The sequence below is a fragment of the Streptomyces sp. NPDC054863 genome (assembly GCF_053610825.1).
In genome coordinates, this window is sequence record NZ_JBSGZD010000093.1 from 1 (window position 1) to 13,616 (window position 13,616).

Annotated in this window: 12 protein-coding genes; 1 reads left to right on the forward strand and 11 read right to left on the reverse strand. The window is 70.2% G+C overall.

The genetic code is table 11. The features are described from left to right. Positions 1–49 precede the first annotated feature (49 nt). The 11 genes from ACWGIG_RS18485 to ACWGIG_RS18535 all read right to left on the reverse strand — a co-directional run bounded on the left by ACWGIG_RS18485 (position 50) and on the right by ACWGIG_RS18535 (position 12,035). Positions 50–1,141, reverse strand: a complete 1,092-nt coding sequence (locus ACWGIG_RS18485) for a polyprenyl synthetase family protein (RefSeq protein WP_453322678.1) — start codon at positions 1,139–1,141, stop codon at positions 50–52. After that, positions 1,138–2,550: a hydroxysqualene dehydroxylase HpnE gene (gene hpnE / locus ACWGIG_RS18490; protein ID WP_453322679.1), complete on the reverse strand. Its 1,413-nt coding sequence runs from the start codon at positions 2,548–2,550 to the stop codon at positions 1,138–1,140. The genes ACWGIG_RS18485 and hpnE overlap by 4 nt, the downstream gene beginning before the upstream one ends. 172 nt (positions 2,551–2,722) lie before the next feature. Then, positions 2,723–3,643: a presqualene diphosphate synthase HpnD gene (hpnD, locus tag ACWGIG_RS18495; RefSeq protein ID WP_453322695.1), complete on the reverse strand. Its 921-nt coding sequence runs from the start codon at positions 3,641–3,643 to the stop codon at positions 2,723–2,725. Between the two features lie 26 nt (positions 3,644–3,669). Continuing rightward, positions 3,670–4,572 (reverse strand): squalene synthase HpnC, encoded by a 903-nt coding sequence (hpnC, locus tag ACWGIG_RS18500; protein WP_453322680.1) that lies wholly within the window; start codon positions 4,570–4,572, stop codon positions 3,670–3,672. 408 nt (positions 4,573–4,980) lie between these two features. Then, the gene (locus ACWGIG_RS18505) at positions 4,981–5,784 is read right to left on the reverse strand and encodes an ABC transporter ATP-binding protein (protein WP_398421067.1); all 804 of its coding nucleotides are present in this window, start codon (positions 5,782–5,784) and stop codon (positions 4,981–4,983) included. Next, positions 5,777–6,706, reverse strand: coding sequence for an ABC transporter permease (locus ACWGIG_RS18510; RefSeq protein ID WP_453322681.1), 930 nt, complete (start codon positions 6,704–6,706; stop codon positions 5,777–5,779). The genes ACWGIG_RS18505 and ACWGIG_RS18510 overlap by 8 nt, the downstream gene beginning before the upstream one ends. A 102-nt stretch (positions 6,707–6,808) precedes the next feature. After that, a complete protein-coding gene (locus tag ACWGIG_RS18515) occupies positions 6,809–7,681 on the reverse strand; it encodes a glycosyltransferase family 2 protein (protein WP_453322696.1) in 873 nt (290 codons plus the stop codon). Between the two features lie 41 nt (positions 7,682–7,722). Next, complete coding sequence (locus ACWGIG_RS18520) at positions 7,723–8,505, reverse strand: CDP-alcohol phosphatidyltransferase family protein (protein ID WP_453322682.1); 783 nt, start codon at positions 8,503–8,505, stop codon at positions 7,723–7,725. Then, positions 8,480–9,547 carry an iron-containing alcohol dehydrogenase family protein gene (locus ACWGIG_RS18525; RefSeq protein WP_453322683.1) on the reverse strand — a complete coding sequence of 356 codons (1,068 nt, stop codon included), beginning with the start codon at positions 9,545–9,547 and terminating at the stop codon, positions 8,480–8,482. Before ACWGIG_RS18525 ends, ACWGIG_RS18520 begins: the two co-directional genes overlap by 26 nt. Beyond that, the gene (locus ACWGIG_RS18530; RefSeq protein ID WP_453322684.1) at positions 9,535–10,272 is read right to left on the reverse strand and encodes a phosphocholine cytidylyltransferase family protein; all 738 of its coding nucleotides are present in this window, start codon (positions 10,270–10,272) and stop codon (positions 9,535–9,537) included. Before ACWGIG_RS18530 ends, ACWGIG_RS18525 begins: the two co-directional genes overlap by 13 nt. Then, on the reverse strand, positions 10,269–12,035 hold the full coding sequence (locus ACWGIG_RS18535) for a DUF5941 domain-containing protein (RefSeq protein WP_453322697.1): 1,767 nt from the start codon (positions 12,033–12,035) through the stop codon (positions 10,269–10,271). Before ACWGIG_RS18535 ends, ACWGIG_RS18530 begins: the two co-directional genes overlap by 4 nt. Before the next feature lie 429 nt (positions 12,036–12,464). Between ACWGIG_RS18535 and ACWGIG_RS18540 the strand changes: the two genes are divergently transcribed. Then, entirely contained in the window at positions 12,465–13,406 is a 942-nt protein-coding gene (locus ACWGIG_RS18540) for a cation diffusion facilitator family transporter (protein ID WP_453322685.1), read from the forward strand. The last annotated feature ends 210 nt before the right edge of the window (positions 13,407–13,616 follow it).

A 13,616-nucleotide genomic window follows, 5' to 3' on the forward strand; every position in this document is an offset into this window, starting at 1 on the left:
CACCATGGGCGCCGGGCGGCGACTGCGAGTCATATGCGCCGGGTGGTCGTCACCTCTTTCGTACGACCACGAAGTCGGCGAGCGCGGTGAGCTGCGCCCGTACCTCCTCCGGCATGTCGACACCGTGCAGCGCCTCGATGGCGACCGCATGCTGGCGGCGGGCCTCCTGGGCGGTCCACTCGCGTCCGCCTGCTTCTTCGATGAGGGCCGCCCTGGTGGCGAACTCCTCCTCGGAGAAGGTGTCGAAGTCTTGTGACTTGGCATCGGCGGCCAGCAGCTCGCCGAGCTTCTCGGACGCCGGGCCGCCCGCGGCGAGCGCGGCGACGACCGGCAGCGACTTCTTGCGCTGACGCAGGTCGCTCCAGGTCTGCTTGCCGGTGGAGTCCGGGTCGCCCCAGATGCCGAGCAGGTCGTCGACGGCCTGGAAGGCGAGGCCGAGGTGGTAGCCGTACGCCTCCAGGGTGTCGGCGGTCCTGTCGTCGGCCCCGCCGAGCACGGCGCCGATGGAGACGGCGCAGGCGAGGAGGGCGCCGGTCTTGTTGCCCTCCATCTCCAGGCACTCCTCGACGGTGACCCGGTCGCGGTGCTCGAAGGAGATGTCCTGTGCCTGACCGTCGATCAGCTTCCTGGTGGCGGTGGTGAGCCGGCGTGTCGCACGCCCCGCCTCGACCGTGCCGATCTCCAGCAGGAGCTCGTTGGCGAGCGCGAAGAGCGCGTCGCCGACGAGGATCGCCTGGGCCGGGCCGTGCACCTTCCACACGGTGTCGCGGTGCCTGCGCTGCTCGTCGCCGTCCATCAGGTCGTCGTGCAGCAGCGAGAAGTTGTGCACGAGTTCCACGGCCACCGCGCCGGGCACGCCGACCTCGGCCGTGGCGCCGGCCGCCTCCGCGGACAGCAGGGCGAGTGCGGGGCGGACGGCCTTGCCGCCGTCGCCGTCGGCGGGACGGCCCTGGGCGTCGATCCACCCGAAGTGGTAGGCCGCGACGGTGTCCATGGGCGGCGCGAGCCGGTCCACGGCGGCACGCAGCACCGGGGCGGACAAGGCCCTGCCGCGCTCCAACAGCGCCGCGATGTCCACGGTGTCGACAGCCGGGTTCGCCGGGGTCACAGGCTCTCCTCTTGTTCCAGTGCTGATGCTCATGCCGCCTCCAGGGGCGGAATTTCATAGGGGCGGCCGAGTGCGGAGAGCGCTGCTCCGGCGGCACCGAGGCCGCTGCGCACGGCGCTCTCCATGGTCGCGGGCCATCCGGTGTCGGTCCACGCGCCGGCCAGGTAGAGCCCCGGCGCACGGGTGCGCGTCCCGGGGCGCAGGCGCCCGACGCCGGGGGTGGGGGCGAACGTCGCGGTCCGCTCCCGGGTGACGAAGAAGTCCCGCACCCCGGCGCCGCGCGTGGCGGGCAGCAGCCGCTCCAGCTCGGGGAGGTACCGCTCCCTCAGCTCCGCGACGGGCAGGTCGATCTCGTCGCCCGCGTCCGACTGCGACAGTGCCAGGTACTGCCCGCCGCCGGTCAGCCCGGACGCCTCGGTGCGGTCGAAGACCCACTGCACGGGCGTGCCGAGTGCGGCGAAGAAGGGTTTCCGCAGGACCTTGCGGTCGTACACGACGTGGACGTTGAGGATCGGCGAGACGCCGATGTCCAGGAGCCGGTCGGGCTCGTCGAGCGCGCCCTTGGGCAGCAGGCCGTGCGTCTCCTTCTGCGGTACGGCGAGGACGACGGCGTCGGCGGTGATCAGCTCTCCGCCCGCCTCGACGACCCAGCTGCCGCTCTTCGTGCGGGACAGCGAGTCGGCCTTGGTGCGCAGTTCGGTGCGCACCCCTGCCGAGTCGAGTGCCTTGCGGGCCAGCGTGTCGTGCAGTTCGCCCAGCGGTACGTGCGCCCACCCGATGTCGGCTGCGCCCGGGTCGGAGAGCAGTCCGGTCTTGAAGACCTTGGCGGCGAGCCCGAGCGAGGCCCGCGGCGCCCTCACGTTGAGGGTGGCCACGCCGACCAGGTCCCAGAGCGCCTCGATCGTGCGGTCCGACTGTCCGTGCTTCCCGAGCCAGGTCGCGAAGTCGATGTCGTCCAGCGCGGGATCGGCCGGGTCGAGGCCGCCCAGCGCGAGCGCGGCCCGCCCCACGGACGCCCGTTCGGCGACCGACAGGTGCGGGTAGGTGGCGAGACTCGCGGCCAGGTGCAGCGGTACGGGCAGCGCGGTGCGCCGCAGCCGCCCGAGGCGGGGGCCGCGCGGTGCGCCGACGTCCAGTACGGGGACGTCCAGCCGGCGCTGCAGCGGCGCGAGTCCGGCGCCGTCGACCCGGTCCAGGAACCACCGGTAGGCGGTGCAGCAGCGCAGGTAGACGTGCTGTCCGTTGTCCACGGTGAGGTCGCCGCGCCGGAAGGAGAACACGAGGCCGCCGAGCCGGGGCCGCCCTTCGAGCAGGGTGACCCGCACGCCGGCGTCCGCCAGTTCGAGTGCCGCGGTGACTCCAGCGAGGCCGCCGCCGATCACGACGGCGGTGGGCGCGGGCGTCCGCGGGGTGTGCGCGGGCGGCATGCTGTCGTGTGTCATGCGCCCTCCCCCGAACCGTCCGTGCAGCAGGCCCATCGGGCCGTTGCAGTCAGGGACGCGTCAGGCCACCGGAGGGTTGCGCACCGGTTCGACGAATTCCACGGATTCCCTGGGTTCCGTCGCTTGCACGACGATTCCGACGGTTTCACGTGAAACGCTCTTCCTGACCCCTTCAAGGACGCCTCCTGGCGGTCTGCCGGGAAATGTGACGCGCGTCGAGGCCGGAGAGCCCGCGCACGGCGACGTACGCCTTCTCGCGCCCCGGCAGCGAGACCCTGCCGCGCAGGACGGCCTCGGGGTCGCGCTCGATGCGGTCCAGGAGCCTGCGGTAGATGCCCGCCATGGCGGCCACGCAGGCGCCGCTGCGCCGGTCGAGGTGCGGCAGCAGCCGGTAGCCCTCGGCGAACAGGGTGCGGGCGCGCCGCACTTCGAAGTGCACGAGACCCGCGAAGTCGGACCCTGGCGGCGGCGTGGAACCGTGGAAGCCTTCCGCGCAGCCGAATTTGGCGAGGTCCTCGGCGGGCAGGTACGTACGCCCGTTTCCCGCGTCCTCGCGGACGTCCCGCAGGATGTTGGTGAGCTGCAGGGCGAGGCCGAGCGTATCGGCGTACTCGGGGGCGCGGTCCGCGTCCCGCGCGCCGGACGGCATGCCGAACACGCCGAGCGACAGCCGGCCGATGGCGCCCGCGACGCACCGGCAGTACACCTTCAGGTCGTCCCAGGTCTCGTACGTCGCCTCGTGGACGTCCATCAGGACGCCGTCGATCAGCTCGTCGAGCCCGCCGAGCGGGATCGGGAAGCGGCGGGCGGCATCGGTGAGCGCGACGGCCACCGGGTCGGTGTCGTCCTCCTCGATGTCTCCGGCGCTGATGCGGGCGAGCAGCGCCCGGGTCTCCCCGAGCCGCTTCTCCTTGACCTCCGGCGGCAGCGTGCCGTCGCCGATGTCGTCCACGCGCCGGGAGAAGGCGTAGAGCGCGGACATCGCGTTGCGCTTGTCGGTGGGCAGCAGCCGGATGCCGTACGCGAAGTTGCGTGCCTGCTGTCCGGTCACCGCCTCGCAGTAGCTGTACGCGGCGAGTACCGGTGCGGACATCTCGTCGAGTCCCTCCACGGTCCGGCTCACCCCTCTCTTCGCAGAGTCGCTCCCACTTCGCGCAGCAGACTGAGCTTGGTGGGCTTGGGCGGTCCAGGGAGTACGTCGAATCCGGCGGTGTGTACCGCCTTGAGGGCGGCGCGGCCACCGGCGACGAAACCGGCCAGCAGAAGCTTCAGTCTGCCGTGCACGCTACCCACGAGCGGGGGTCCTTCATTCAGGAGGCGGGAGGCGCGTTCTGCTTCGAATGCGATCAGTGAGCGCACCGAGGAGTTGGCGCTCGGTGCGGCAAGGTCCTTTTCGGACACGCGGAAGCGTTCCATGTCCTCGGCCGGGAGGTAGATGCGGTCCCTGGCCAGGTCCTCGGCGACGTCCTGGAGGTGCTCGACGATCTGGAGCGCCGTGCAGACGGCGTCGGAGCGGCGGACGCGTTCGGGGCTGGTGGTGCCGGTGAGGGCGAGGACGAGGCGGCCGACGGGGTTGGCGGACTTCTCGCAGTAGGCGAGCAGTTCGTCGTACGTGGCGTAGCGGGAGACCGTCTGGTCCTGCCGGTTGGCCTCGATCAGTCCGAGGAACGGCTCGGGGGTGAGGGTGCGGCGGCGGACGACCGGCTGGAGGGCGGCGAGCAGCGGGTGCCGGGGCGTTCCGTCGAAGACCCGGTGCAGGTCGGCCTCGAAGGCGTCCAGCATGGCGAGGCGGTCGTCGGTCTGCCCGGCCTCAAGACCGAGGAGTTCGGCGTCCCGGCCGCCGGGGGCGAGGTCGCCGTCGCCGATGTCGTCGACCAGGCGGGCGTATCCGTACACCGCCATCAGGTCGTCGCGCCAGGCGCGGGGCAGGAAGAAGGGGGCCACGGGGAAGTTCTCGTCCGCGGCCTTGTCGAGGGTGGTGCGCGCGGGGGCGCCGGGGCGCGCGTCCCGGACCGAGGTCATCGCCGACTGCCCTCCACGAGGACGGCGGATGCGTCTCGGAGCTGGAGTTTTTCCCAAGCCATTGCCGTCACACCTCCCGTTCTACACTGCTGACTCAAAACATCCCATTTCGGACACGCCGCCCACCGTCGGACGGCGGCGAGTGCTCTGGGACAGGGCCCCAGGGGGGCATTAGCCCCACTTGCCGCGAATCAGCACCGGTACAGCTTACGTTGTACAACGCGAAGCATCGCCGCGGGGTGTTGCGCGCATTACAACAACACTCCAATCCCTTCCAACCTTCCTCTGCAATGGGCCGGTTGGCGGATCGGCCGGATTCTGACGCCCCGTAGGACGCGCTCACAGTCGTACACAGCCGCAGGGCCCCCGCCGGTTCCGGCGGGGGCCCTGCGGCCGAATGGTGGTCGGCTACTTGCCGGTTTCCTTCTCGTACGCCTTGACGACTTCCTCGGTGGGGCCGTCCATCAGGAGCTCGCCCTTCTCCAGCCACAGGACGCGGTCGCAGGTGTCCCTGATCGACTTGTTGCTGTGGCTGACCAGGAAGACCGTGCCGGCCTCCTTGCGGAGTTCCCGGATCCTCTGCTCGGAGCGGATCTGGAACTTCCGGTCACCGGTGGCCAGGGCCTCGTCGATCATCAGGACGTCGTGGTCCTTGGCCGCCGCGATGGAGAACCGCAGCCGGGCCGCCATGCCGGACGAGTAGGTGCGCATGGGCAGGGTGATGAAGTCGCCCTTCTCGTTGATCCCGGAGAAGTCGACGATGTCCTGATAGCGCTCGCGGATCTGCTCGCGCGACATCCCCATGGCGAGACCGCCGAGGATGACGTTGCGCTCACCGGTCAGGTCGTTCATCAGAGCCGCGTTGACGCCGAGCAGCGAGGGCTGGCCGTCGGTGTAGACCTTGCCGCTCTCGGCGGGCAGCAGACCCGCGATGGCGCGCAGCAGCGTCGACTTGCCGGAACCGTTGGATCCGATCAGGCCGATGGCCTCGCCCCGGTAGGCCGTGAAGGACACCCCGCGCACGGCGTGCACCTTGCGGACACCGCGGGTGTCCTGCCCCTTCTTGCCCCGCACGATGCGGTTGAGGGCCGCGGTGGCACCGCCCTTGCCGCCGCCTCCGGTGTGCACGCGGTAGACGATGTGCACGTCGTCGGCGATGACCGTGGGGACGCGCCCCTGGTTGTTGTCCTCGGCGTTGTTGTCCTCAGCCACGGCCGTAACGCTCCTCAGCCTTCCAGAAGTACACGAAGCCGAGCCCTGCGAAGAGCACCGCCCAGATCACCGCGGCGGCCCAGACGTGCGGAGGCAGGTGCTCCGCCCCGTACCCGTCGATCAGTGCGAAGCGGACCAGGTCCATGTAGACGGCCGCCGGGTTCCACTGAAGGACGTCGGCGATCCAGGCCGGCTGCTCCTTCAGCTGTTCCGTGATGCTGAACATGACTCCGGAGGCGTACATCCAGGTCCGCATGATGAACGGCATCAGCTGGGCCAGGTCGGGGGTCTTGGCCCCCATCCTCGCCATGATCATCGCCAGGCCGGTGTTGAACAGGAACTGGAGCACCAGCACCGGGATCACCAACAGCCACGACAGGCGCGGGTAGTTGCCGAAGCAGACCACGATCACCAGCAGCACGATCATCGAGTACAGCAACTGCTGGAGCTGCTGCAACGAGAACGAGATCGGCAGTGACGCCCGCGGGAAGTGCAGCGCCCGCACCAGTCCCAGGTTCCCCGAGATGGCCCGCACGCCCGCCATCGCCGAGCTCTGGGTGAAGGTGAACACGAAGATGCCGGTGACCAGGAACGGAATGTAGACGTCCGTGGACATCCCCCGCCCGGCCTTCAGGATCAGCCCGAAGATCAGGAAGTAGACCAGTGCGTTGAGCAGCGGGGTCGCCACCTGCCACAGCTGGCCCAGCTTGGCCTGGCTGTACTGAGCCGCCAGCTTCGCCGAGGAGAAGGCCATGATGAAGTGGCGCCGACCCCACAACTGCCGTACGTACTCGGTGAATCCGGGGCGTGCGCCGCTCACCGAGAGGTCGTACTTGGCGGCGAGCTGCGCCGGGGTCAGGCCCTCGTCGGGAGAGGGAGGGGCGCTCATAGCGACCGCTCCGTCTTGGGAAGTGTCACTCACAAGTGGAAACTTTCGTCTTCAAAGATGCGCAAACCGGTCGGGCGCGGGAGCGCGGATGGCCGGGTACCAGGGGCAGGTCCGGTGCTCCTCGACCCGAGCTTGTCAGATGACGGGTGGTCGGCCCAGTCGGGTCAGCCGCCATACCGTACGCCACTTCATGGGGCGGCGCGGACCCGCGGGAGTGGTCCAGCCCTCCTTGAAGCCACCGAACCACGCCTTGAGTGCCTCTCCCGACGGGCGCCTGGCGAGAGTCAGCAGCAGCCACACCCCGACGTAGACGGGCACCAGCGGGGCGGGCAGGTTGCGGCGGGCCAGCCAGACCCGGTTGCGGGCCACCATGCGGTGGTACGTCGCGTGCCGGGCGGGCGAGGTGGTCGGGTGGTTGAGGACCATGTCCGCGCGGTAGTCGATCATCCAGCCCGCGTCGAGGGCCCGCCAGGCCAGGTCGGTCTCCTCGTGGGCGTAGAAGAACTCGTCCGGGAGTCCGCCGACCTCCGCGAGGACCTTCGTACGGACGGCGTTGGCGCCGCCCAGGAAGGTCGTCACGCGGGAGGAGCGCATCGGGTCGGAGGCGCGCAGCCTCGGGACGTGACGGCGTGCGGTGACGCCGGTGTCCGGGTCGGCGATGCGGAAGCTGATGATGCCGAGCCTCCGGTCGGCCTCGAAGGCCCGGCGGCACAGCTCGGCGGTGTCGGTGTTCGGCAGGAGGCCGTCGTCGTCCAGGAAGAGGAGGACGTCGACGTCGCAGCCGGACGGGCCGAAGGCCTCGATGCCGACGTTGCGGCCACCGGGGATGCCGAGGTTCTCGGGCAGGTCCACGGTGCGCACGCCGTCGGGGACGCCGGTGACGGGGGCGCCGTTGCCGACCACCACGATGTCGATCGGGTCGCCGTCCTGCTTGTGGACGGAGTCGATCAGGGCGAGCAGGTCGTCGGGGCGGGTGCCCATCGTGATGATGACCGCGCCGACCTTCAGGGGTGCGCCGGTCCTCAGGGGTGCACCGCCCCCGCCCGCGCTCACTTGAGCCTGCTGGAGGCGAGGATGGACACCAGGTGCAGCAGCGTCTGGAGCAGTGCGATGCCCGCGAAGACGGCGACGCCGAGCCGGGTGAAGAACAGGTCGTCACGGACCGCGTCGAAGACCGCCAGGACGAGGATCAGCAGCGATGCCTCGATGCCCAGGATCAGCCGGTGGAACTGGAGTCCGGCGGCGAGCTTGCGGGCCAGCGCCATCCCGGAGGAGCGCGGCACGCTCGCCGACTCCTGCACCGGCGGCTTGCCTCCCTGGTGGCGGGCGACGGCGACGAGGTCGGTCTCCGCCTTGATCAGGATGGCGCCGAGTGCGGCCAGCGTGCCGAGGAAGGCCCAGAGCCAGTCGATGCGTCCGGTGCCCCACAGGTCGGCGGCGCGCAGGCCGACGCCCACCAGTACCGCGGCGTCCGTGAGATAGGCGCCGACCCGGTCCAGGTAGACCCCGTTGAGCGAGAACTGCTTCTTCCAGCGGGCGACCTCGCCGTCGACGCAGTCGAGGAGGAGGTAGAGCTGGACGGCGACCACGCCGAGCACCGCGCCCCAGATGCCGGGCACCAGCAGGGCCGGTGCGGCGAGGACGCCGCAGACGGTCATGACGTACGTCAGCTGGTTGGGGGTGATCTTGGTGTTGACCACGTACCGGTCGACGCGCAGGGAGATCTCGCGCATGTACAGGCGCCCGCCCCAGTGCTCGCCGCTGCGCCGGTCCTTGACGCCTGCGGGGTGAACGACGGGACGGAGTTCAGCTACTGATGGTCGTCTTGACATAGTCGGCGTAAGCGTCCCTGATCTGGTCTGCGGACAGGTCGAGGTGTTCCAGGATGGTGAAGCGTCCCGGGCGGGTCTGGGGGGCGTACTCGACGGCCTGGACGAACTCGTCGACGGTGAAGCCGATGTCGCCGGGCAGTACGGGCAGTTCGTGTCTGCGCAGTACGTCGGCGAAGAGCGCGGCCTCCTCCCGGGCGCCGCGCAGGTACATGGCGAAGGCGGCGCCGATGGCGACCTGTTCGCCGTGCAGCGCGGAGCGCTTGGGGAAGAGCAGGTCGAAGGCGTGGCTGATCTCGTGGCAGCCGCCGGAGGCCGGGCGGCTGTCGCCCGCGACGGTCATCGAGATGCCGGTGAGCACCAGGCCTTCGGCGAGGACCTTGAGGAAGGCGTCGTCGCGGATGGTGCCGGGGTGGCGCAGGACGGCTTCGCCCGCCTGGCGGGCCATCGCGGCGGCGAGGCCGTCGATCGGGTCGCCGTGGACCTCGTGGGCGAGTTCCCAGTCGGCGACGCAGGAGATGTTGGAGATGGCGTCGCCGATCCCGGACCGTACGTAACGGTCGGGGGCCTGGCGGATCACGTCGAGGTCGATGACGACGGCGATCGGGGTGGGGACTCCGTAGGAGCCGCGCCCGTTGTCGTTGTCGAGGGTGGCGACCGGGGAGCAGAGGCCGTCGTGGGCGAGGTTCGTGGCGACCGCGACCATGGGCAGGCCCACGCGGGCGGCGGCGTACTTGGCGACGTCGATGATCTTGCCGCCGCCGAGGCCGACGACCGCGTCGTAGCGCTGCTTGCCCTTGATGTCGTCGGCGAGCTTGACGGCGGAGTCGATCGTTCCGTCGGCGACCGGGTACCAGTCGGCGTCCGGGAGGACCGGGGCGAGCCGCTCGCGCAGGGCCTGGCCCGAGCCGCCGCTGATGGCGATGGCCAGGCAGCCCGAGCCGGAGATCCGCTGGTCCGCCAGGAGGCCGGCGAGGTCGTCCAGGGCGCCCCTGGAGATGTCGACGGTGAGCGGTGAGGGGATCAGTCGGGTCAGTACAGGCACGCGATCTCCCGGCCCTTGGCGAGGTCTTCGTGGTTGTCGATCTCGACCCACTTGACGTCACCGATCGGGGCCACGTCGATCTGGAAGCCGCGGTTGACGAGCTCCTGGTAGCCGTCCTCGTAGTAGAGGTCGGGGTCCCGCTCGAAGGTCACCTTGAGGGCGTCGGCCAGCTCGTCGGCGGCCTCGCCCTCGATGAGGGTGACGCCGATGTACTCACCGGTGGCCGTCGCCGGGTCCATCAGCTTGGTGATCTCCTGGACGCCCTTGTCGGGGTCCACGACCACCTTCATCTCCTCGTCGGCGAGCTGCTTCACCGTGTCGAGCGCGAGGATGATCTTCTTGCCGTCGCCGCGGGCGGCGAGCAGGGTCTTCTCGACGGAGACGGGGTGCACGGTGTCGCCGTTGGCGAGGATCACCGTGTGCCGGATCGAGTCGCGACCGCACCACAGGGAGTAGGCGTTGTTCCACTCCTCGGCCTTGTCGTTGTCGATCAGGGTGATGCTGAGGCCGTACTTGGCCTCCAGGGCGGCCTTGCGGTCGTAGACGGCTTCCTTGCGGTAGCCGACGATGATCGCGACGTCGGTGAGGCCGATCTCGGCGAAGTTGCCGAGCGTGAGGTCGAGGATGGTGGTGTCACCGTCCACGGGCACGAGGGCCTTGGGCAGCGTGTCGGTGTAGGGGCGCAGACGCCGTCCGGCGCCCGCCGCCAGTACCAGGCCGATCATGCGGGTTCTCCTTCGTCGTGTACTGCGGGTGCTCCCGATGAGACCCAGAAACGGATGCTCTCGGCGCCCGCCACCAGGGCGATGGCCACGGCAAGCACCGTGAGCGCGAGGGGGAGGTCGATGGTTGCCGACAGGGCGGCGAGCACGGCCACCAGCAGCGTGCGGCCCTCGTGGCCGCCGACCGCGCGCACCAGCCAGCCGGGCGGCGCGCCGGTGCCGCCCTTGATGCGGTACACCGTGTCGTAGTGATGGTAGGCGACCGCCGCGACCAGCCCGAATGCGGCGGGCAGGGCCCCCGGGACGTCCGCCCGGACCGCGAGGATCAGGATCGTGCAGTACTCGGCGACCCGGAAGAAGGGCGGCGCCAGCCAGTCGAGGGCGCCCTTGAGGGGGGCCGCGACGGCGAGACCGCTGAGGAAGGCGTAGAGGACGGCGGCGCCGACGAAGGTCCAGGTGCCGCCGGAGAGCAGGGCGCCGGCCAGCAGGACCGCCGTGGCGACAAAGGCCAGTACGGGGGCCAGGAAGCCGCCGCCCGACCTGCGGGCCGCGCCCTTGGCCACGGATTCGGCGAGCGGCCCCGAGTCGGCCAGGTCCGCCAGCGCCTGGGCGGCGCGGTCGGTGCGGGTGGCGCGCCTGGTCAGCGAGCGCAGGACGCGGCCGGCCGTGGTGTAGCAGGCGGCGAAGGCGCAGCCGACGAGGAGTGCGTAGAAGACGGTGCGGGGGGTGGTGACGGCCGTGAGGACGGCGATCATGGCCCAGCGCTCGCCGATCGGCAGGACTATCATCCGGCGCACCCAGACCGTCCAGCCGACGCTGTCGAGCTTTCCGGAGAGGGCGGCGGTAGGGCTGGTGTTGCCGGTGGCGTCGTGGTTGGCCTCGTTGAAGGAGAAGTCCACGACGTGCCGGCAGGTCTGCAGGACCATCGCGCCGAGGGCGAGGGCCCACACGTCGTCGCCGCCGCGGATCGCGCCGAGGGCGAGGCCCGCGTAGTAGGCGTACTCCTTGGCCCGGTCGAAGGTGGCGTCGAGCCAGGCGCCCATCGTCGAGTACTGGAGCGAGTAGCGGGCGAGCTGCCCGTCGGTGCAGTCCAGGACGAAGGAGAAGAGCAGCAGCAGCCCGGCGGCGACGTAGCCGCCCCGGGTGCCGGTCGCCGCGCAGCCCGCCGCGACGAGCGCGGTGATCAGCGAGGCGGTGGTGACCTGGTTCGGGGTGAAGCCGCGGCGTGCGCACCAGCGGGCGAGGTAGCGGGAGTACGGGCTGATGCAGTACGTGGTGAAGAACCCGTCGCGGGACTTCACGGCCGTACGCAGCCGGATCGCCTCGTCGTCGACGGCGGCGACGGCCTGCTCGGCCTCCGTACGGGAGACCTGGTCGGCCGGGACGGCCGCGACGAGCGCACCGAGTTCGGGGCGCTGTACGGCAGTGCCTTCGGCTTCGAGTGCGTCGGCGACCGCGTCGGGCGAACCCGGTGCCGTACGCAGCGCGAGGCTGAGTGCGCGTCTGGCCTCGGGCTGGGCGGTGAACGCCCCGGGGACGGCCGCCGCCGGGAAGCGGGGGTCGGTCAGGCCCAGGCGCAGCGAGTGCACGTGGCCGACGAAGCGGGGGTCGACGAGGGCGACGCGCTCACCGGAGGGCGTCTCGTCGAGGAGTTTCGCTGCTTCACGAGGATCGGCGGCGGACCGCACGTCGAAGCCCAGCGACCGCAGATCGCCTTCGAGCGACGATCCGGGTACCGGCGGGCCGGTGAGGATGGCGGTCGACAGACGAACTCACTCCTTGAGCAATGGCTGCGTGCATGACTGCGTGCGCGGCTTCGGAATTCCGCACGGTGCGCCCGCACAGGGGCGGCCGGGGCGGCATCGGCAGAGGCTATCGGATGAACGGAAGCGGGATTTCACTGCCCGTTCAGGCTTCTGCCGGGGCCGGGCCGGTCAGCCGTGCGGCCGGCGCGATCATCATCGTCGATCACCGGCCCGCCCCACAAACCGCGTGCGGAGCGGTGCTCGCGGGCCCGCTCTCCACCGGCTCGTACACCGCTTGAGGTGATCGGCCCAACGCTCTGACCTGGGCTCATTTCCGCAGGTCAGAGCACATGACAACGGTGTTCAGTCCCGGCTTGCTCATACCCCCCTCCCGTAGTTCACTGAGGCGGAAGGACCGATCGTTTCGCCATGTCTCAGGAGGGGCTTTTCATGGGGGCTGGGCACAATCACGGGCACTCGCACGGTGGGCAGCCGCCCACCGGAACCGCGGCTGCCGCCTACAAGGGGCGGCTTCGAATAGCCCTCGGCATCACTCTGAGTGTGATGGTCGTCGAGATCGTCGGTGGTCTGCTGTCCGATTCCCTCGCCCTGATCGCGGACGCCGCGCACATGGCGACGGACGCGCTCGGTCTGGCGATGGCGCTCCTGGCGATCCACTTCGCCAACCGGCCGGCCACCCGGAACGCCACCTTCGGGTACGCCCGTGCCGAGATCCTCGCCGCGCTGGCGAACTGTCTGCTGCTGCTCGGCGTCGGCGGATACGTACTGATCGAGGCCGTCGAGCGGTTCATCACGCCGACCGAGACCAAGGGCGGGCTGGCGATCGTCTTCGCCCTCGTCGGCCTGGTCGCCAACATGATCTCGCTGTCGCTGCTGGTCAAGGGCCAGAAGGACAGCCTCAATGTGCGCGGCGCCTATCTGGAGGTGCTCGCGGACGCGCTCGGTTCGGTGACCGTGCTGGTCTCGGCGGGCATCATCCTGGCGACGGGCTGGAGCTACGCGGACCCGATCGCCTCGCTCGTGATCGGCCTGATGATCGTCCCGAGGACGGTGAAGCTGCTGCGCGAGACCCTCTCCGTGCTGCTGGAGACGGCGCCCAAGGGCGTGGACATGAGCGAGGTGCGCGAGCACATTCTGCGGACGCCGGGTGTGGAGGACGTGCACGATCTGCACGCCTGGACGATCACGTCGGGGATGCCGGTGCTGTCCGCGCACGTGGTGGTCGGCCAGGACCTGCTGGACTCGGTCGGGCACGAGAAGGTGCTGCACGAGCTGCAGGGGTGCCTCGGGGACCACTTCGACGTCGAGCACTGCACGTTCCAACTGGAGCCGAGCGGCCATGCGGCGCACGAGGTGAAGCTCTGCCACTGATGAATTCCCGGGGCACTGTCGCTGTCCGCTGTTAAGGTGACCGAAGAGACGTTCGGTCTCGGACGAACTGTGATGGAGAAGGGTGATGAGTTGATGACTGTCGCGATGCCCGCTGCTTCCCGTGGCACACGGTCCATCCTCATTTCCCGGGCCCTCGGCTGATTCTTCCTCCGCGGGCCCCTTTCCTTCCAAGGGATCCACGTTGTCCGA

Bases quoted from the DNA above. Each gene is read 5' to 3' on its own strand.
- ACWGIG_RS18485 (WP_453322678.1), bottom strand. From the start codon at position 1,141: ATGAGCATCAGCACTGGAACAAGAGGAGAGCCTGTGACCCCGGCGAAC.
- hpnE (WP_453322679.1), bottom strand. From the start codon at position 2,550: ATGACACACGACAGCATGCCGCCCGCGCACACCCCGCGGACGCCCGCG.
- hpnD (WP_453322695.1), bottom strand. From the start codon at position 3,643: ATGTCCGCACCGGTACTCGCCGCGTACAGCTACTGCGAGGCGGTGACC.
- hpnC (WP_453322680.1), bottom strand. From the start codon at position 4,572: ATGACCTCGGTCCGGGACGCGCGCCCCGGCGCCCCCGCGCGCACCACC.
- ACWGIG_RS18520 (WP_453322682.1), bottom strand. From the start codon at position 8,505: ATGTCAAGACGACCATCAGTAGCTGAACTCCGTCCCGTCGTTCACCCC.
- ACWGIG_RS18530 (WP_453322684.1), bottom strand. From the start codon at position 10,272: ATGATCGGCCTGGTACTGGCGGCGGGCGCCGGACGGCGTCTGCGCCCC.
- ACWGIG_RS18540 (WP_453322685.1), top strand. From the start codon at position 12,465: ATGGGGGCTGGGCACAATCACGGGCACTCGCACGGTGGGCAGCCGCCC.